15 protein-coding genes are annotated in these 18826 nt (G+C 72.3%); 7 read left to right on the top strand and 8 right to left on the bottom strand.

The features are described 5' to 3' along the window. Positions 1-5: 5 nt before the first annotated feature. On the top strand, positions 6-1793 hold the full coding sequence (locus tag ACWD0F_RS32510; RefSeq protein WP_449882285.1) for a multicopper oxidase domain-containing protein: 1788 nt from the start codon (positions 6-8) through the stop codon (positions 1791-1793). 20 nt (positions 1794-1813) lie between these two features. On the opposite strand, the gene ACWD0F_RS32515 is transcribed toward ACWD0F_RS32510, so the two are convergent. From ACWD0F_RS32515 to ACWD0F_RS32535, 5 genes are all read right to left on the bottom strand, one after another. Then, on the bottom strand, positions 1814-3019 hold the full coding sequence (locus tag ACWD0F_RS32515; protein ID WP_449882288.1) for a Cmx/CmrA family chloramphenicol efflux MFS transporter: 1206 nt from the start codon (positions 3017-3019) through the stop codon (positions 1814-1816). A gap of 388 nt (positions 3020-3407) precedes the next feature. After that, positions 3408-4229, bottom strand: a complete 822-nt coding sequence (locus ACWD0F_RS32520) for a hypothetical protein (RefSeq protein ID WP_449882291.1) — start codon at positions 4227-4229, stop codon at positions 3408-3410. A 120-nt stretch (positions 4230-4349) separates the two neighbouring features. Continuing rightward, positions 4350-5243 (bottom strand): GNAT family N-acetyltransferase, encoded by an 894-nt coding sequence (locus tag ACWD0F_RS32525; RefSeq protein WP_449882294.1) that lies wholly within the window; start codon positions 5241-5243, stop codon positions 4350-4352. 54 nt (positions 5244-5297) lie between these two features. After that, entirely contained in the window at positions 5298-6503 is a 1206-nt protein-coding gene (locus ACWD0F_RS32530; protein ID WP_449882296.1) for an FAD-dependent oxidoreductase, read from the bottom strand. A gap of 158 nt (positions 6504-6661) precedes the next feature. Next, on the bottom strand, positions 6662-7309 hold the full coding sequence (locus ACWD0F_RS32535) for a PadR family transcriptional regulator (RefSeq protein ID WP_449882299.1): 648 nt from the start codon (positions 7307-7309) through the stop codon (positions 6662-6664). A gap of 133 nt (positions 7310-7442) precedes the next feature. Between ACWD0F_RS32535 and ACWD0F_RS32540 the strand changes: the two genes are divergently transcribed. The 4 genes from ACWD0F_RS32540 to ACWD0F_RS32555 all read left to right on the top strand — a co-directional run bounded on the left by ACWD0F_RS32540 (position 7443) and on the right by ACWD0F_RS32555 (position 14507). Further along, entirely contained in the window at positions 7443-8588 is a 1146-nt protein-coding gene (locus ACWD0F_RS32540) for a YbfB/YjiJ family MFS transporter (protein ID WP_449882302.1), read from the top strand. 23 nt (positions 8589-8611) lie between these two features. Beyond that, the gene (locus ACWD0F_RS32545; protein ID WP_449882305.1) at positions 8612-9307 is read left to right on the top strand and encodes an alpha/beta fold hydrolase; all 696 of its coding nucleotides are present in this window, start codon (positions 8612-8614) and stop codon (positions 9305-9307) included. 195 nt (positions 9308-9502) lie between these two features. After that, positions 9503-10690 (top strand): NAD(P)/FAD-dependent oxidoreductase, encoded by a 1188-nt coding sequence (locus tag ACWD0F_RS32550; RefSeq protein ID WP_449882307.1) that lies wholly within the window; start codon positions 9503-9505, stop codon positions 10688-10690. 22 nt (positions 10691-10712) lie between these two features. Next, positions 10713-14507, top strand: coding sequence for a non-ribosomal peptide synthetase (locus tag ACWD0F_RS32555; RefSeq protein WP_449882310.1), 3795 nt, complete (start codon positions 10713-10715; stop codon positions 14505-14507). Between the two features lie 58 nt (positions 14508-14565). Here the strand turns inward: ACWD0F_RS32555 and ACWD0F_RS32560 are convergent, their stop codons facing one another. Genes ACWD0F_RS32560 through ACWD0F_RS32570 form a run of 3 tightly spaced genes read right to left on the bottom strand, consistent with a single transcriptional unit; the run spans position 14566 to position 16950 of the window. Continuing rightward, positions 14566-14979: a class I SAM-dependent methyltransferase gene (locus tag ACWD0F_RS32560; protein WP_449882312.1), complete on the bottom strand. Its 414-nt coding sequence runs from the start codon at positions 14977-14979 to the stop codon at positions 14566-14568. A 40-nt stretch (positions 14980-15019) separates the two neighbouring features. Then, a complete protein-coding gene (locus tag ACWD0F_RS32565; RefSeq protein ID WP_449882314.1) occupies positions 15020-15985 on the bottom strand; it encodes a TIGR03620 family F420-dependent LLM class oxidoreductase in 966 nt (321 codons plus the stop codon). Then, the gene (locus ACWD0F_RS32570) at positions 15982-16950 is read right to left on the bottom strand and encodes an NmrA family NAD(P)-binding protein (RefSeq protein ID WP_449882317.1); all 969 of its coding nucleotides are present in this window, start codon (positions 16948-16950) and stop codon (positions 15982-15984) included. The genes ACWD0F_RS32565 and ACWD0F_RS32570 overlap by 4 nt, the downstream gene beginning before the upstream one ends. Positions 16951-17067: 117 nt before the next feature. On the opposite strand from ACWD0F_RS32570, the gene ACWD0F_RS32575 reads away from it, so the two are divergent. Both ACWD0F_RS32575 and ACWD0F_RS32580 read left to right on the top strand, forming a co-directional pair. Next, complete coding sequence (locus tag ACWD0F_RS32575; protein WP_449882320.1) at positions 17068-17682, top strand: TetR/AcrR family transcriptional regulator; 615 nt, start codon at positions 17068-17070, stop codon at positions 17680-17682. Positions 17683-17771: 89 nt separating this feature from the next. Beyond that, on the top strand, positions 17772-18809 hold the full coding sequence (locus tag ACWD0F_RS32580; protein WP_449882322.1) for an ABC transporter permease: 1038 nt from the start codon (positions 17772-17774) through the stop codon (positions 18807-18809). The last annotated feature ends 17 nt before the right edge of the window (positions 18810-18826 follow it).

The following is an 18826-nucleotide window of genomic DNA, read 5'->3' on the forward strand; positions in this document are numbered from 1 at the left end:
CCGCGATGTCCGAGCCCCTCTTCCTCACCGACATGCTGCTGGCCCTCGCGGTCATGGCCGCCGCGGCGGCCCTGGGCCGCCGGGCCCCGCGGCCCCCCTGGATCCTGTACGGCACGGCGGCCCTCGTCCTGGCCCGGCTCGTCGTGGCGGGCCTGCTGCTCCCCGCCGGGTTGCCGCTGGCCGGCACCCGGCTCCTCATCCAGGTGCCCCTCGCGGCGATCCCCTTGGTCCTCGCCTTCTTCCGGCCGGAGGCCCGGCGTCCCGCCGCGGTGGGCGCAGGACTGTCCGCTCTATGGCTGTTCATTCCGTACGCCCAGCAGGAGACGACGGTCACGCTGGTCGTCTCTCTGCTGGCGATGGGCCTGACGTACCTGCTGACCCGGCGGCGCGGCCCCTGGGCGGCGGTCGGCTTCATGATCGCGCCGGCCGTCGTCCTCCTCCTGGGCTACCAGGGCAACGTGGCCGCCTCGGGCACGATGGCCGGGCACCACCACCACACCGGCACGAGCGTCGCCGACCTGACCGGCCCCCAGGACGGGACCCCCGACGTGCGGGTCACCCTGACCGCCGCACACGGCAAGGTCAAGCTGGCCTCCGGCCGCGAGATCGACGCGCTGACCTTCAACGGGCAGGCGCCCGGTCCGCAGATCCGGGTGAAGAAGGGCCGGCTGCTTGAGGTGACCCTGCTCAACACCGACGTCGAGGAGGGCGTGACGCTGCACTGGCACGGTGTGGACGTGCCCAACGCCGAGGACGGCGTGCCCGGCGTCACCCAGGCAGCCGTCATGCCCGGCGGAAAGCATGTCTACCGGTTCGTGCCCGGCCGGACCGGCACGTTCTGGTACCACACGCATCGCGACTCGTCCCGGACGGTCGAGCGCGGCCTGTTCGGCTCGCTGATCGTCGAAGACGGGCAGCAGGGGGTGGAGAAGACGGTCTTCACCCACCTGTGGCCGGGCGCCGACGACCCGGTCGCCGCCTTCGGCACCGCCGACCAGCCGGTGCGGCAGGCCATCGAGGCGGGCGAGCCGGTGCTGCTCCGCCTGATCAACAGCTCGCAGGAGCCGCACCGCCTGCACCTCGGCGGCACACCGTTCACCGTGACCGCCATCGACGGGAACCGGGTGCAGGGAGCGACACCGCTGGCTCGCGGCACCGACCTGCTGCTGGCCGCGGGCGGGCGCTTCGACGTCGTCTTCGCCATGCCGCCCGGCACCGTCAGCCTGTCCATCGACGCGGGCGAGATCCCCAGCGCCGCCGCCCTGGCCTTCAGCCCCGGCGGCACCGAGCCGGCCGCGCCCGCGGCGACCGGCCCGCTCTTCGACCCCCTGACGTACGGAACGGCGACGCCCGTCTCGGACGAGACCTACGACCGCACCTTCGACCTCACGCTGGACGACGGCTTCGGCTTCGCGCTCGGCTCGTTCGCCTACGTGAGCAGCTCCATCAACGGCCGCCTCTACCCTGCGGTGCCGATGCTCATGGTCACCGAAGGGGACCGGGTCAGGATGCGCATCGTCAACCGGAGCCTCATCGACCACCCGATGCACCTGCACGGCCACCGCGTCCGCGTGTTGTCGCGCAACGGCGTGCCCGCCGCCGGCAGCGCCTGGTGGACCGACACGCTCAACGTCGCCCCCGGCGAGATCTTCGAGATCGACTTCACCGCCGACAACCCGGGCCTCTGGATGGACCACTGCCACAACTTCAAGCACGGCGCACAGGGCATGATCATGCACCTGGGCTACACGGGGGTCAGCACCCCGTACACCGAGGACGGTATCCCCGAGTGATCGATACCTCCCGGGGCGGCTTACGTGGTGGTGCGAGAGACCGGCGGCTCCTTGTGCGATGCGGTCCGCGAACGCCGGATGACCTGGACGAGACCGGCCGTGACGAACGCCGCCCCCACCAGCAGGGCGCTGACCCACAGCGGCGAGCGGTAGCCGAGCCCGGCGGCGATGGTGAGGCCGCCGATGGCCGGGCCGGCGGCCGCCCCCACGTTGAGGGCCGCGGTCGCGAAGGAGCCGCCGAGCGAGGGCGCCGAAGTCGCCGCGTACAGAATCTGGGAGATCAGGGTCGAGCCGACGGCGAACGACAGGGTTCCCTGCACGAAGACGAGCAGGAACGTGGCGACCGGACTGCCGGCCGTGAACGTGAACAGCGTCCACCCGGCGAGCAGGGCCGTCCCGCCCACCGTCAGGACGCGCATCGGCCGCGTGTCGGACATTCGGCCGCCGATGGTCACGCCGGCGAACGACCCGAGACCGAACAGCGCCAGCATCGCCGGCACCCATCCATCGGAGAAGCCGCTCACGCTGGTGACCAGCGGTGCCAGGTAGGTGAAGGAGCAGAAGGTGGCGGCGTTCACCAGCGCCGCCGGCACCAGCACGGCGAGCAGCCGCGGGTCACGCAGTGCCCGCAGTTCGTGCCGTGCGCGGGGACGGGTCTCGACCAGGTCGCCGGTCGCCTGCGCGCCGTCCGGCACCGAGCGCAGCACGGCGAGGACGGCCGGCAGGGAGATCAGCGCCACGGCCCAGAACGCCGACCGCCAGCCGAGCGCCTGACCGAGCGCGGCGCCGGCGGGCACACCGGCGACGCACGCCAGCGTGATGCCGCCGAGCAGGATGGAGGTGGCCCGCCCCTTGGCATCCGGCGGGACCATGCTGGTCGCCGTCGCGAGTCCCACGGCGAGGAACCCGGCGTTGGCCAGCGCTGCGAGCACCCGGGTCACCAGCAGCACCGGGAAGCTGGTGGTGAGCGCGCCGGCGACGTGCACGAGCATGAACACGATCAGGAAGACGAGCAGGGCCCGCCTCCGTGACCAGCGCAGACTGAGCACCGCCAGCAGCGGCGCCCCGACGATCATTCCTGCGGCGAAGGCGGACGTCAGCGCGCCGGCGGCCGGAATGGACACGTTCAGCTCACCGGCGATGTCCGGCACCAGTCCGGAGAGCATGAACTCGGACGTTCCCTGGGCGAAGACCGCCAGTCCGAGGAGGTAGATGGCGAAGGGCATGAGCAGAAAACTCCACGACCACGTTGAGAGAACAGCATCAGGACGACGCGGCGCGCCGCCGCGCGAAACGGGCGTTCATCCCGGGGCGCGCGGGCGCTACCGCGTGAAAGAGAGGACCAGGCTCGGCACCACGACGGTGACGGAACTCCTGGAAAGCATCAGTCCATACGACGGTGATCCGGTGGCAAGGATGGCGGAAAGGGCGCGCTCGACCTCAGCGACGGCGCTGCCGCAGGACATCCCAGGAAGCCACCGAAGGACCGGTGGCTAGCGTCTTGATGCTTCAGGACTGGACATAAGCCCACAGATTAGTCAACGATCACCCGGCTCGTCCACCGCATCAGCGCCTGCGGCTGGGTGCGATCACCTCGCTGAGGCGGCAGCTCGGCTAGAGCGGTTCAGTGGAGACGGGGGCCGGCGCCGGAGCGGCATGGTGGCGCGGGTCGGCGAGGTCGTGGGCCGAGCGGGCCAGCCAGATCAGCGTCAGAACGCCACCCGCCGCCGCGACCTGCGCGTAGATGTCGGTCTCGCTGAGGAGCAGCAGGCCCAGCAGCGGAAGCAGCAGCGGCGCCGCCAGGGCGGCGATGCCGTACACGACGGTGTCCCCGTGCCAGCGGCCGTCCCAGCGCTGCGCCCGCAGGACCAGCACCGTCCAGACCAGGCCCGCCAGGAGGCAGAGCAGGAGCAGCAGGGGGTGCGTGGACACGTCGAGGACGTCGAGCACCTCAAGGACGGCCGCGCCGCCGTACGCCAGGACGCCCGCGGCCCGCGCCATGCCGGCGTGCTCCAGGCTGTCTCCCAGCACCGGGTGGAACAGCAGCACGACAACCCCCATCACCGCGCCCTCCAGCAGGGCCGCCCACCAGGGCCGGACCGGCAGGAACAGGGTGAGCAGCCAGTGGGCCGCCGCCACGTAGAGCGCCACCCGAAGCCACCGTGTGCTCCTGTCCAGCGTGGGCGGCGGCCCCGCCAGCGGCCCGCGCAGGCTCTGCCACAGCGCCCAGGCCCACGGCAGGCCGATCAGGGCCACGACGAGCACGTTCGGCCACGTCACCGGGACGTCTTCGCTCACCTCCGTGAACAGCGTCAGCCGCCACAACAGAGCGACATCGCCGGTGGTCAGCGCGATCACGGCGGCGACCGCCAGCACGACGAGGTACAGACCCGCGACGAGCAGGGCGGGACGGCCTGAACGATAGCGACTGGGCACGTGACACTTCCTGGGGGGGTGAGACGGAGAACGTCCCACCTTAACCAGCCGCCGCCGCGAAGTCGATCAAGCTTTTCCGGCGCCCGCGCGGCTGTCCGGGCGCTTCGGCGAAGCGCCGGGTCAGTGGCCGGTTCGGGCGTCCCGAGGCTCGTAGCGGGCGCGCCTGGCCACGACGGAGAAGCCGAGACCCTGGAACAGGGCGGCGGAGGCGGGGTTGTTGACGTTGACGTCCAGGAAGACCTCGGTGCCGCCGCCGGCGCGCATACGTTCGAGCGCGGCGACCGCGAGCCCGCGGCCGAGGCCGCGCTGCCGCCATCGGGGCACGGCGCCGACCTGGATCAGGAACTCCTGCCCGCAGGTCACGAACCCGACCGGCGCGCCGCCGCCCGCGCGCGCCACGAGCGAGCAGCCCGGCAGGAACGTGTCGTCGGCCAGCCAGTCGAGCCACTGCCCGGGTGACCAGCCGGGAAAGCCCGGGCGGTCCGCGAAGGACGCCCGGTAGGCGGTGTAGAAGGCGTCCTGGTTGTCTTCCGTCCACTCTTCGGCCGTGACGCCGGCCGGCAGCGGCACGCGCGGCAGCGGAGTCGCCAGGTCGCGGTGGTAGACGTCCTCCGCGAACGTCTGCTCCAGGCCGCGCGACCGGAACAGCTCATCCGCCGCCGGCGTCAGCGACTCGGTCTCCACCTGGAGGCGGTCCGACCAGGTCTTCGCCAGGTCGAGGAGCTGGTCGAGGAGGCGTGCGCCCAGGCCGTGCCCGCGGTGGCCGGGATCGACGAGCCCCACCGCCGCGCCGGCGCCCCGCCAGGGGCGCACTGAGCCGCAGGCGAGCAACCGGCCGGCGCCGAACGCGCCGAGCGCCGTCACCTCGGCGCCGGTGTAACGACGCTCCAGGAACGCGGGCGCGGCGGTCGCCTGGAGACCGCCGTCATGTTGCCGGCAGCGCTGGGCCAGCTCAACGATCCCGGCCAGGTCCGCAGCGGACAACACGGCCCATTCGACCTTCACCGACGGCACACCAGCAACCGTAGAGCACAGGCGGGACGTCCGTCGCCGGCCACCCCGCAGCCGTCACACCAGTGCCGGGTCCGCCGTCACCGGGGCGTCCCAGTCGATCACGTAGCGCTGCTCGGGACCGATCGTCCGCTCTGGATTCATCACGATCTTCGTCATGAGCGGCATCAGCAGCGGCATGAGCACCCTGCCGACCGCCCCCGGGGCCTTGGCCTGGTTGATCCGCGCCGCGCGGGCGGCGACCTTCTCCACGCGCCTGCGCCGCAGCCGCTCGAAGGCGGCGTACGCCGCCGGCACGTCGGGCAGGTCGCGCAGGCAGCGAGCCAGTTGCACCGCGCTCTCGACGGCCAGCGACGCCCCCTGGCCCGAGCTGTTGGAGGGTGCGTGCGCGGAGTCGCCGACCAGCACCATCCGGCCGCGATGCCAGTGCCTGACCGGCGGCATGATCTGCAGCGAGCCCACCACCTGCAGCTCGTCGGCGTCGGTGGTCAGCAACAACTCCCGGCCGGGATCGTCGTCGGCGTAGGCGGCACGCAGCGTCCGCAACCAGTCGGAGGCGGGCACCGCGCGGGCCTCGGTGAGGCTCATCGGCCGCTCCTGCGGCAGGTTGGCGCCCCACCGGGTGCCGCCGCCGGGCTCCGGCACGTAGAGGTAGTAGGCGCGCCTGCCGAAGGCGAAGGTCATCGTGCCGGGCTGGGCGTGCACTTCGTGCCGGGCGACCGCCTCGAAGCCGAGCGTTCCGGTGAAGCGGGGGCCGGCGGCGTCCGGGTCGATGAGCCGGCGGACGGTCGAGTGGATGCCGTCGGCCCCGATGAGGATGTCGGCGGTGGCGGTGCTGCCGTCGGCGAACCTCGCGGTGATGCCGGTCCCGCTCTCGTCCGCGCTGACGAGCCGTTTGCCGTACTCGATGGGCACCCCGCCGGCGACGGCGTGGTCATGCAGGACGCGGTAGAGATCGCTGCGGTGCACCAGTCGCAGCGGTGGCAGGCCGGTCAGGCCGGGCATGTCCAGGTGCTTGCCGCCCATGGACATGGCCGAGCGGGTGATCGGCGTGGCGATCGCGGTCACGGCGGCGTCCGCGCCGACGGCGGCCAGGGCGGCCACGCCGTTCGGCGCGAGCGCGAGCGTGCCCCCGACGCCGTCGGCGGTGTTGGTGTACGCCTCGTGGACGGTGGCCTCGATGCCGGCCCGCCGCAGCGCCAGTGCCGCCACGGGACCGGCGATGCCGCCGCCGATGACGATCGCTGTCCTGACCTCGGTCATGATCTTCTCCCTGAGTGATCGGTTCGCTTGCCGTCGAACCGCTCTGGGAGGGAGCCAGGCTATCCTCGTGGTTGCCGCCTCGGGCCGGGCGCCTTCCCAGGTGTGGTTCGAGGAACAGGTCCCGGCGTGGTGTTGACGCACCGCGCCGGGGCCGTCACTTACTCCGTGGTGCTGCTCTTCTCCGCGAGCTCCGCCACCTCGGCGGGCAGCTCGCCGGTCTCGTGGAAGGCCCGCCACACGTCGAGCCCCGGGTAGGCACCCGAGGTGAGCTCGGCGAGCAGCGAGCGGATCCAGGCCGCTTCCGCCTCCTGGATGGCCAGGTCATACTCCAGCTCGACCAGGAACAGGCGCGGGACCTGCCGCGCGTGCTCCGCGAACGCGTCACGGGCGGCCGTGATGCCGCCTTCGACCCGCTCCAGCCGCTGCCGCAGAAGGTCCACGACCTCGTCCGGGTGCAGCGCGCTCAGCACCGACAGGCCGGCGCGGAAGCGGGGCTGCTCCGGCATGGGGGTCGAGACCAGCTCGCGCGCCCAGTCGACGAGCTCGGCGCGGCCGGCGTCGGTGATGCAGTAGACGGTGCGCTCGGGCCGGCGGCCCTCACGGACACTCTCCACCGCCGCGATGAAGCCGTGTTTGTCCATGTTGCGGACGACGGTGTAGAGAGACCCCCACTTGATCTCCATGTCCTGATCTTTGCCCCAGGCGCGCAGCGCCGCGGCGATCTCGTAGGGGTGCATGGGGCGATGGGCGAGGGCGGACAACACCGCGAGCGCCAGCAGGTTGGCGACCTTGCGCTGTTTCGGCATCTTCGCTCATCTCCTTCTTACTCGTAGACGAATATACGCCTGCGAGTACCGCGAAAGCAAGCCGATGGTACCGATCGGTTCGTTCTCTGCTAGCATCCTCGCCGTACCGATCGGTTCTATCTTGGGGGAGAGGATGACGCGGACAGCCTTCTGGCAGGCGGCGCGGCTGGCGCTCGGCACCGCCTCGGCGCTCGGGCTCGCGCGCTTCGCCTACGGGCTGGTCCTGCCGGCCATGCGCGAGGACCTGCGCTGGACCCTGGCCGAGGCCGGGGCGATGAGCGCCGCGAACGGGCTCGGCTACCTCCTCGGCGCGCTCGCGACCGCCGCGATCGTCCGCCGATGGGGCACCGCCGCCGCCTTCCGCGCGGGCATGGTGCTCACCGCCGTGGCGCTGGCCGCCACGGTCGCGAGCGACGCCTACCTGGCGCTGCTGGCCTGGCGGGCCGCGGCCGGAGCGGCGGGGGCGGTCGTGTTCATCGCCGGCGGCGTGATCGCCTCGCGGGTGGCCGCCCGCGCGGAGTCGGGCACGCCCATCACCGTCTACTTCGCCGGCACCGGCCTCGGCATCCTCGTCAGCGGGGTGACCGTCCCGGTGCTGGGGGAGCAGTGGCGCCTGGCCTGGATCTGCCTGGCCGTGGCTGCGGGGCTGGCGACCGTGGCGAGCTGGAGCGCGGCGGGCACGGGCGGCGACGCCCAGGACGGGACGGCGGGCCGGGCCCGGGTGCGCCCGCTGTGGGGGGTCGCCCTGGCCTACCTGCTGTTCGCCGCCGGTTACATCACCTACATCACGTTCCTGTCCGCCTACCTCGCCGACCGCCACGCCCCGCTCGGGCAGGTGGTGCTCACCTGGACGGTGCTGGGCCTGGCCGTCGTGGCGGCGCCCGCGCTGTGGAGCCGCCCGACCGCCGAGTGGCCGGGCACCCGCGCCCTGGCGACCCTGCTCGCCGTCCTGGGCGGGGGAGCGGCGCTGGCCCTGGTGGCGCCCGCGCCGCTGGTCATCCTGGCCTCCGCGCTGGTCTACGGGGCGACGTTCATGGGGGTTCCGGCCGCCGTGACGGCGCTCATCAAGGGCAACGTCCGGCCGGCCGACTGGACCGCCACGCTGGCGGCCTTCACCACGGTGTTCGCGGCCGGGCAGACCGCCGGGCCGTGGATCGCCGGGGTGGTCGCCGATCACACCTCGACCGAGGCCACCCTGGCGTGGACGGCGATCCTGTGCGCGGTGGCCGCCGTGACCGCCGTCGCCGGGGGCCGCGTCAGCGGCAAGACATCCGTTTGAATCCGACCGAAGGAGTGAAGATCATGGCGACGTTCGTGCTCATCCCCGGGATGTGCCACGGCGGCTGGTGCTTCGACGAGCTCAGCCACGCACTGCGCGCCGAGGGGCACGCGGTCCACGCGCTGACGCTGACCGGCCTCAGCGAGCGCAGCCATCTGCTGCACGGCGGGGTGAATTTGGACACGCACATCGAGGACGTGACCGCCCTGCTGGCCGTCGCGGACGTCCGGGACGCGGTGCTGGTCGGCCACAGCTACGGGGGCATGGTGATCACCGGAGCCGCCGACCGCGCGCCGGAGCGGGTGAGCTCCCTGGTGTACGTGGACGCCATGGTGCCGGGTCACGACGACTCCTGCTGGAGCCTCGTCACCGACCAGGAGCGCAAGTGGTACATGAACGTGGTGGAGACCGGCTACTCGGTGCGGACCCTGCCCTTCTTCGACCCGCGCGCCACTCCGCACCCGCTCGCCTCGGTGCTGCAGCCGCTCCAGCTCACCGGCGACCTCGCGCACCTGCGGCGCAGGGACTACGTCTACGCCGCGGGCTGGGATGGCCCGTCCCCCTTCACCGAGGTCTACGAGCGGCTGCGCGAGGATTCCGCCTGGACGACGCACGCGCTGGACGGCGGCCACAACCTCATGCGCGACGCTCCGCAGGACCTGTTGCGGATCCTGCTCCAGGCCGCTGAGGAAAACGAACCGGCGAACAACGTCAACTGATCAATCTGACGGCTCGGACATCATCGAGTCAAAGCGCCGGCCGAATAGTAGCGGCCGGCGCCGTTCCCCGCGCGCCCCGTCTCGCCAGCGGGACGGAATTCGCGTTCGCGATCGTGTTCGTTGACCCGCTCTTCATGATCTTCCTAGCCTGTGATGAGTTTCTTCTCTCGAAAGTCACGCAGGATCGGAGGCGCCATGTACGACGTCATAGTTGTCGGTGCGCGGTGCGCGGGGTCACCGACGGCGATGCTGTTCGCGCGCGCCGGATATCGCGTTCTGCTCCTTGAAAAGGCCCGCTTTCCGCAGGACAAGCTCTCCTCCCACTACATTCACCAGCCCGGCGTGGCGCTGCTCGACGAGTGGGGACTGCTGGAGAAGGTACGGGACACCGGCTGCCCGCCGCTCGACCACGCCAGCTATGAGACCCCGGGCGTCCGGGTGGAGGGCTGCTCCCTGCCGGCCGGCGGGCAGCGCGCGGCGTACGCCCCCCGGCGTTTCCTGCTCGACCCGATCCTCGCGGACGCCGCCGTCGCCGCCGGCGTCGAGTTGCGGGAGGAATGCCAGGTCCGCGAGCTGGTCTTCGACGGCGACCGGGTGACCGGCGTCAAGGTCAGGACGCGTGCGGGCGACTCCGTCGAGCGGGCCCGGCTGGTCGTCGGCGCCGACGGCATGCGCTCGCTGGTCGCCCGCCAGGTCAAGGCGCCGACCCGGATCGAGGACGCGCGCATGACCTGCACCTACTACAGCTACTGGGACGGGCTGCCGGCGAACTTCGAGCTGTACGAGAAGCCGGGGCGCTGGGTCGGCGCGGTCCCCACCAACGGCGGTCTCACGCTGGTGATGGCCTATTTCCCGCAGGCGGAGTTCAACCACGTGCGGCTCGACGCCCAATCGGCGTATCTGGCGGCCGTGCGCGAGACCGCGCCCGCGCTCGGTGCGCGGCTGGCGGAGTCGCGGCAGGCCGAGCAGCTCTACGGCACGGGTGAGCAGCGCAATTTCTTCCGCGAGGCGTACGGGCCGGGCTGGGCGCTCGTCGGTGACGCCGTGCACCACAAGGACTCCATCGCCGCGCGCGGCATCACCGACGCCTTCACCCAGGCGCGCCTGCTCACCGAGCACATCGGCGCCGGCCTCCATGACGAGAGCGCGCTCAACCGCGCCCTGCGCCGCTACGCGCGCGACGTGCAGGATCGTTTCATGGATTTCTACCGCAGCACGCTCACCGTGGCGGAACTCAGAGTCCCTCAGGAACGCCTTTTCCTGCTTCAGGCGATCGCCGGGAACCAGGCCATGGTGGACCGTTACTTCGCCACTCTCTCCGGCGTCTGCGATGTCGGCGACTTTTACAACGACGAATTGCTGGAACTGCTCGCCGCAGCCTGATCATCGCGATTAAGGAGTCGAAGTGTACCCGTTGTCCTTCGCCCAGCGCCGGCTCTGGTTCATCCAACGCTTGGAGGGCCCCTCCGCGACTTACAACCTGCCGCTCGTCCTGCGTTTCACGGGCGACCTGGACACCGATGCCCTCGCGGCGGCCGTCCGCGACATCGTGGTGCGGCACGAGAGCATGCGCACGGTGTTCGTCGAGGTGGAGGACAATCCGTTCCAGCGGATCGTGCCCCCCGAGGAGGTGCGCCTGGACGTGCCGGTGATCGAGGTGACGCCGGAGGGCGTGACCGGCGCGGTGGCGGAGGCCGCGTCCCACCCGTTCGACCTGTCGGCCGAGCTGCCGGTGCGGGCGTGCGTGTTGCGGTCGGCGCCGGACGAGCACGTCCTGGTGCTGATCACGCACCACATCGCCTGCGACGGCGAGTCGGCGGCGCCGTTCGGGCGGGACTTCGTCGAGGCCTACTCGGCCCGCAGCGCGGGGCGGGCGCCCGCGTGGCCGGCGCTGCCGGTGCAGTACTCCGACTACACGTTGTGGCAGCGGGAGCTGCTGGGCGACGAGACGGCTCCCAGCCGCGTGGCCCAGGACCAGATGGCGTACTGGCGCAAAGAGCTGGACGGCGTGCCGCAACCGTTGCGGCTCCCGCTCGACCGGCCACGCCCCACGGTCGCCGGCCATCACGGCGATCTGGTGGAGTTCGGGCTGGACGCGGAGCTGCACGCGGCCCTGGAACGGCTGGCCGCGAGCAGGGGCGCGACGATGTCGATGGTGGTGCAGGCGGCCCTGGCGGTGCTGCTGCAGCAGCACGGCGCCGGGGACGACCTGCCGCTCGGCAACCCGATCGCCGGACGCACCGACGAGGCGCTGAACGACCTGGTCGGGTTCTTCGTCAACACGTGGGTGCTCCGGCTGGACCTGTCGGGGAACCCGACCTTCGCCGAACTGCTGGAGCAGACGCGCGACAAGGCGCTGGCGGCCTACGACAACCAGGACGTGCCCTTCGAGTGGCTGGTGGAGTCGCTCAACCCCGAGCGCTCCACGGCCTACCAGCCGCTGTTCCAGGTGATGTGCGTCTGGCTGAACACCTCCAAGTCGAGCGTGCGCCTGCCCGGTCTGGACGTGGCCTTCGAGCTGACCGCGACCGGGACCGCCAAGTTCGACCTGCACTTCACGCTCGCGCCCGAGGACGGCGGCAGCGTGCTGGGGAGCATCGAGTACGCCACCGAGCTGTTCGACCGGAGCACGGTGGAGGCCCTCGCGGCCCGTCTCGTCCGCGTGCTGAAGCAGGCCGCCGCCGACCCCGCCGTCCGGATCCGCGCGGTGGACGTCCTGGAGACGCCGGAGCGGCACCGGCTGCTGACCGAGCTGAACGACACGGCGCTGGCGCTGCCCGAGATCTCCCTGGCCGGGGCGTTCGAGGCGCAGGCGGCGCGCACGCCTGACCGGGTGGCGCTGGTGTACGAGGGCCGCACGCTGACCTACCGGGAGCTGAACGAGCGGGCCAACCGGCTGGCGCACTGGCTGATCGAGCGTGGCGCGGGCCCGGAGACGCTGGTGGGGGTGCGGATCCCGCGCTCGTTCGAGATGGTGGTGGCGATCTACGCGGTGGTCAAGTCCGGCGCGGCGTACCTGCCGATCGAGGCCGACCTGCCCGCCGAGCGGGTCGCGTACATGTGCGACAGCGCCCGCCCGGTGCTCGTGCTGGACGAGCTGCCGGACGTCTCCGGCCGGCCGGCCACGGACCCCGGCGTGCGCCTGGAGCCGTCGAACGCCGCCTACGCGCTGTTCACCTCCGGCTCCACGGGCGGGCCGAAAGGCGTGCTGGTCCCGCATGGCGCGATCATGAACAGGATCGCGTGGGGGATCGAGCACTTCGGGCTCTTCCCCGAGGACCGGGTGCTGCTGGCCAGCTCGATCGGGTTCGACGCGTCGGTGCCCGAGTTGTTCGCGCCGCTCCAGGTGGGCGCGGCCATGGTGATCGCGCGGCCCGACGGCCGTAAGGACCCGGCGTACCTGGCCGGGCTCATCCAGGAGCAGCGGATCACCCAGGCCGACTTCGTCCCGTCGCTGCTGGAGGCGTTCGTCGCCGAGCCGGCCGCGGCCGGCTGCCAGAGCCTGCGGTGGATCGAGGTCGGCGGCGAGGTGTTCGCCCCCGAGCTGGCCGACCGCGTCCTGCGGCTGCTGCCGGACGTGCACGTGCACAACCTGTACGGCCCCACCGAGACGACGGTCGAGGTCACCTCGTGGCGGCACCGCCTGGGCAATGAGGTCGTGCCCATCGGCGCACCGGTCTGGAACACCCAGCTCTACCTGCTGGACGCCGCGCTGCGCCCCGTGCCGCCCGGCGTCGTGGGCGACCTGTACGTGGCGGGCGCGCAACTGGCCCGCGGCTACGCGGGCCGCCCCGCCCTGACCGCCGAGCGTTTCGTGCCCTGCCCGTACGGCGCGCCGGGCGGGCGCATGTACCGCACCGGCGACCAGGCCCGGTGGAACGCCGGCGGCCAGGTCGAGTACGCCGGCCGGGTGGACTTCCAGGTCAAGATCCGCGGCATCAGGATCGAGCCGGGGGAGATCGAGGCGGCTCTGCTGTCCCATCCCGACGTGGGTCAGGCGGTGGTCGTCGTCCGCGAGGACCGGCCCGGCGACCAGCGGCTGATCGCGTACGTGGTGCCCGCTCACGAGGGCGTCGAGGTCCCCGCGCTGCTGGCGAGCCTGCCGGACGTGGTGCACGGGCGGCTGCCCGCGTACATGGTGCCGGCCGCCGTCGTGCCGCTCAAGGCGCTGCCGAAGACCACCAGCGGCAAGCTCGACCGGGGCGCGCTGCCGGCGCCCGACTACACCGAAGGCTCGAACCGCCGCCGCCCGACCAACCCGCGCGAGGAGATCCTGTGCGGGCTGTTCGCCGAGGTGCTCGGGCTGGACGAGGTCGGCCTGGACGACGACTTCTTCGACCTCGGCGGCCACTCCCTGCTGGCGGCCCGCCTGCTCGGCCGCATCCGCAAGGCGCTCGGCGTCGACATGCCCATCCGGGTGATCTTCCGGTACTCGACCGCGGGCCGGCTCGCCGCGCTGCTGAGCACCGGCACCGTGCCGGAGAGCATGGACGACCCGTTCGCCGTGGTGCTGCCGCTGCAGACCGAGGGCGAAAGCGCGCCGCTGTGGCTCTTCCACCCCGGCGGCGGCCTGGGCTGGTCGTACTTCAGCTTCCTGCCCCAGCTCCAGAACCGGACCATCTACGCCATCCAGGCGCGCGGCTACAGCGACGTGACCGCGCTGCCCGCGACCGTCGAGGAGATGATCGACGACTACCTGGCGGAGATGTTCGCGCTTCAGCCCACCGGGCCCTACTACCTGGTCGGCTGGTCGTTCGGCGGCACGCTCGCGCACGCCATGGCCGAGGCGCTCGTCCGGCGCGGGCACGAGGTGGCCCTGCTCGCGCTGCTGGACTGCGCGCCCAGCAGCGTCTTCAAGCAACTGGACGATCTGCCGGAGACCGACGCCCGCGCCGGCATCGAGGACTACCTCAACCGGTTCGTCAACGTACGCGAGCACGAGAGCCTGCTGGACAAGGCGGCGGCGGTGGTCGCCAACAACATCGCCATCATGAAGGAGTACGAGTCGCCGGTCTACGAGGGCGACGTCCTGTACTTCCACGCGGCCCTGAACGAGGAGGACTCGTGGGCGGCGGCCTGGCAGCCGCACGTGCGGGGTGCGCTGGAGGAGCACGACGTGCAGTGCACCCACCTGGAGATGAACCTGCCCGAACCCGTGGCCGAGATGTGCGAGATCCTCACCGGCCGGCTGGACGGGTGACCCGGCACCGCCCTGCTCAGGCCGCCCGGCGGGCCACAGTGACCTGGCGCCGCCGTGGTCAGCCCGCCCGGCGGGCCACGGTGAGCAGGTGGCCGCTGACTCCGAGCAGTGTCGGCACCGACTCCATCGAGCGCTGGGCGTCGAGCATGAGCGCCCGGCGTTCCGGGTCGTCGAGCCAGTCGTTGACGTCGCCGTACAACCAGAACGCGCCCTCCACCCCGTACTGCGCCGCTTCGGGAAGCCCGGCGTCGGCGAACTCGCGCGGCACCTCGGCCAGATGGTAGAGCGGGCCCAGCAGGAGGACCGCGTCCACGCTCGCGTCCGGGACCGGCAGGCGCCGCGCGTCGCCCAGCCGCGCGGTCACCCCGGTCAGCTCCGCGGCCCGCCGCACGTGCAGGGGAACGGGGTCCAGCAGCTCGACGTCGTAGCCGGTTTTGCGCGAACGGCAGCACGGCCGCCGGGCGCTACGCACCGGCCGGCACGATCTCAGACGGAAAGCCTGCCTCCGTCATTCACAGGAGCCGTGCGGCGAGCTGTTCCCACTGACGCAGCGGCGGCTCGTCCGGTGTTTCGGTGAGCACGTTGAGGCTGACGTGATCCGCGCCGGCCGCGAGGTGCTCGTGCACCCGCCGGGCGACGTCATCGGGTCCGCCGACGGCGATGAGCGCCTCCACCAGCCGGTCGTCCAGCGACTCGGGGTCGTCGAAGCCCAGGTCGCGCAGGAGCGTGCGGCGGTTGGGGAGGGCGGCCGCGGCGTGGGCGCGGGCCAGCCCCGTCGCGGCCGGGCGGGAGGGGTGCAGGACGACGAGCTGGGTGACGGCGAGCAGGGGCTGTGGGCCGAGCAGTCTCCTGGCGTTGCGGGTGTGCTCGACCGGCATGCCCAGCGGGTGCGCGCCCCAGGCCCGCTCGCCGGCCAGCTTGAGCATCTTCGGGCCCAGCGCGGCCAGGACGCGTGACGGTGCCGATGCGGATGCCGATGCGGATCCGGGTGCGGGTGCGGGTGCGGTGCCCGGCGGGCCGAACGGGGCCGCGTCCATCGCGTCCAGGTAGCCGCGCATGGTCGCCAGCGGCGGGCCGAAGCGGTGGCCGCGCACACCGGTGACCAGAGCGGGGTGGCTGATGCCGAGGCCGAGCAGGAACCGCCGGGGGAACGCCTCGTCCAGGGTGCGTTGCGCGGCCGCGGTGGTGACGGCGTCGCGCGCGTAGACGCTCGCCACGCCGGTGGCGACGACGGCCCGGCGGGTGGCCGACAGCAGCATGGCGGCCTGCGCCATGGCCTCGCGGCCGGTCGTCTCGGGGAACCACAGGGCCCGGTAGCCCAGGTCGTCGACGGCGGTGGCCGCGTCGCGGACGGTGGTGGCGCGATAGCGGTCCAGCTCACCGGCCCAGATGCCGACCTGCCCGAGATCGGGCCGACGGCGCTCGCTCACCGGCCCTGCTCCGCTCTGCCCGAGGTCGGGCCGGGTTCGCTCGCTCACCGGCCCTGCTCCAAGCCGCTCCGCGCGGCGCCTTCCACGGTGCCTTCCTGCGCGGCGTCTTCCTGGGCGGCCAGGAAGGCGGTGATCTGGGCCGCTCCGGTTCTGGTGAGCCAGGTGCGCAGGTCCATCAGGCCGGGGTGCAGGTCGCGGGTGAAGGCGACGTCGGCCCGCCAGCCGCGCCCGTTGAGCCAGTTGTAGGAGAAGGCGAACTCCTCGCCCGCCGCGGCGAGCACCTCGATGGGGATCTGCACGTACGGCAGGGACCGGCCGATCTCCTCGGAGATGGCGGCGGCGATCCGCACCGGGGTCAGCTCGTCCCCGGCCAGGTCCACCGCCCGGCCGATCCACTCCTGCGGCCGGGCGAAGGCCAGGGCGGCGAAGGCGCCGAGGTCGTCGACGGCCATGATCTGCTGGGGCACGCCGGCTTCGAAGGCGGTGGCCACGGCGCCGTCGTGCAGGTGGTACGGGCCGGTGTAGTTCTCCATGAAGGAGACCGGGCGCAGGAACGTCGCCGGCAGGCCCAGCCGCAGGATGTGCCGCTCGATCCGCCACTTGCTCACGACGTTCTGCGGCAACTTCTCGGTGTCGTGGCGGCCCGCGCCGGCGACCGAGGAGTACACCAGGTGGCGCACCCCGGCCGCGTGCGCCGCGTCGGCGACGTTGCCGCCCCAGCGCACCTCGTCGTCGGCGGCGAAGCCCTCCGGGGTGCCCGGCGATCCGATGGTGGGCTGGACGCTGAACAGGCCGTACGCGCCCTCGGCCGCGATGACGAGCGAGCCGATGTCCTCCATCTCGGCCCGTACGAGCTGAGCCCCCGCCTGTGCCAGGGCCTGGGCGCGGATGGAGCCCGGATCGCGGGTCACCGCCCGCACCCGCCAGCCGTCGGCGAGCAGTCGTGCCGTCACGGCCCGTCCCTGCGGGCCGGTCGCCCCCACCACCACGATGATCTTGTCCGCTGTGTGCATGGGTGTCTCTCCAGGAAGCTCGCATGCCAAGGCAACCCCTTAATTGGGGTACCCCTCCGTTTACGATTGAGTACAATATGGAGGGCCACCCCGTTTTGCAAGCCCGCCGGAGAGCACATGCCGCAGGACAGCCGTACGACCTCGCCCGAACGGCCCAGGCGGGCGGACGCGCGCCGCAACTACGACCGCATCCTGGCCGCCGCCACGGCGGCCATCGCCGAGTACGGCGCCGAGGCGTCCCTGGAAGAGATCGCCCGGGACGCCGGCGTCGGGTCGGCCACCCTGCACCGGCACTTCCCCTCTCGCCGGCGCCTGCTGGAGGCCGTCTTCCACGGCAAGGTCGAGGCCCTGTGCGCGGCGGCGGACGAGCTGGCCACCGGCCCCGATCCTGGTCAGGCCCTGGCAACCTGGGTGCGCGCCGTCGTCACGCACGCCGCGTCCAACCGCGGCCTGGCCGCCTCCCTGATGCGGGGCTCCGGCGACCCTGCCCTCGGGGCCACCTGCCACACGATGATCGTGAACGCCGGGCAGGGGCTGCTGACCCGTGCCCGCGAGGCGGGCGCCGTTCGTCCCGGCATCTCGATCGTCGAGCTGCTCACGCTCGTCAACGCCATCTCCTTGGCCACCGAGCACGAGCCTGACGGCGCGGCCCAGGCCGACCGGCTGCTCGACATCGTCCTGGACGGCGTGGGCAGCGGCCTTTCCGCGCCGGCTTCGCCTCCTCCCCGGTGAGTCACGGCCGCCCCCTGAAACGCTTCGCAAGCCGTCACAGGTCGCGTGTCAGCGGGAGCCGGCGGCGGGCCGCTGCCTAGCGTGTGGGCATGGACCACCGGATGGGCCGGGCATGGGCGGCCTTCAGAGGGTCCCCGTACTTCGCCGCGACCGTCCTCGTGCTGATCCTCGCCGCGGCGGCGGGGCTCTTCGCCGGGTCCTACACCTACGCCATGGCCGACCCGACCCCGCACCGCATCCCGGTGTCGATCGTCGGCGTGGCGCACCCGACCGAGCGCGGCAAGGCCTTCCTGTCCAGCATGGAGAAGGCGCTGGGCGCCTCGATGGTCCCCTCCTTCGAGAAGTCCTTCGAGGCCGCCAAGGAGAAGGTCGAGGAGCAGCAGGTCTTGGGGGTGCTGGTCGTGCGGGGGGCCACGGTCACGCTGTACGTGTCGAGCGCCTCGGGCGCGTCGGTGGCGCAGGTGCTCGGCGAGGCGGCCGCGAAGGCGGCGCCCGCCGTGGGGATGCGGCTGACGCTGGCCGACATGAAGCCGCTCCAGCGTGGCGACCCGCGCGGGCTCGCGCTCTTCTACATCACCCTCGCCGCGGTGATCATCGGGTTCATCGGAGCCATCCAGTTGAGCGCCAACGCCGGTCCGCTGGCCCCGGGCGAGCGCATCGCCTTCACCGTGGCGTACTCGGTGCTGGGCGCGCTGTCCATCGTCGCGGTCGTGGACTGGCTGCTGGGCGCGCTCGACCTGCCGCTCCTGGAGTCCTGGTTCATCCTGGCGCTGACCATGTTCGCCTCCGGGATGGTGTTCACGATGTTCAACACGCTCGTCCGGCGCTGGGCGATGCTGCCCACGTGGGGGCTGATGGTGCTGCTCGGCAATCCGTCCTCGGGCGGGGCCGTGTCGTGGCCGCTGCTGCCGTCGCCGCTGGGCGTCATCGGGCGCTGGCTTCCGCCCGGGGCGTCGATCAACGCCCAGCACACCGCCGTCTACTTCGGCGGGCACCAGCGGGCGATGCCGTTCCTGGTGCTGGCGGCCTGGGCGCTGGTGTCGTCCGTCGTCTTCCTGATCTGGCGCGACCGCCACCCGGGCGCCCGGCCCCGCCCGGCGGATGACGATCCGCCGGCGGAGAGCTAGGCGTTGCGTCCCGCGAG

It is taken from the genome of Nonomuraea sp. NPDC002799 (assembly GCF_053592075.1).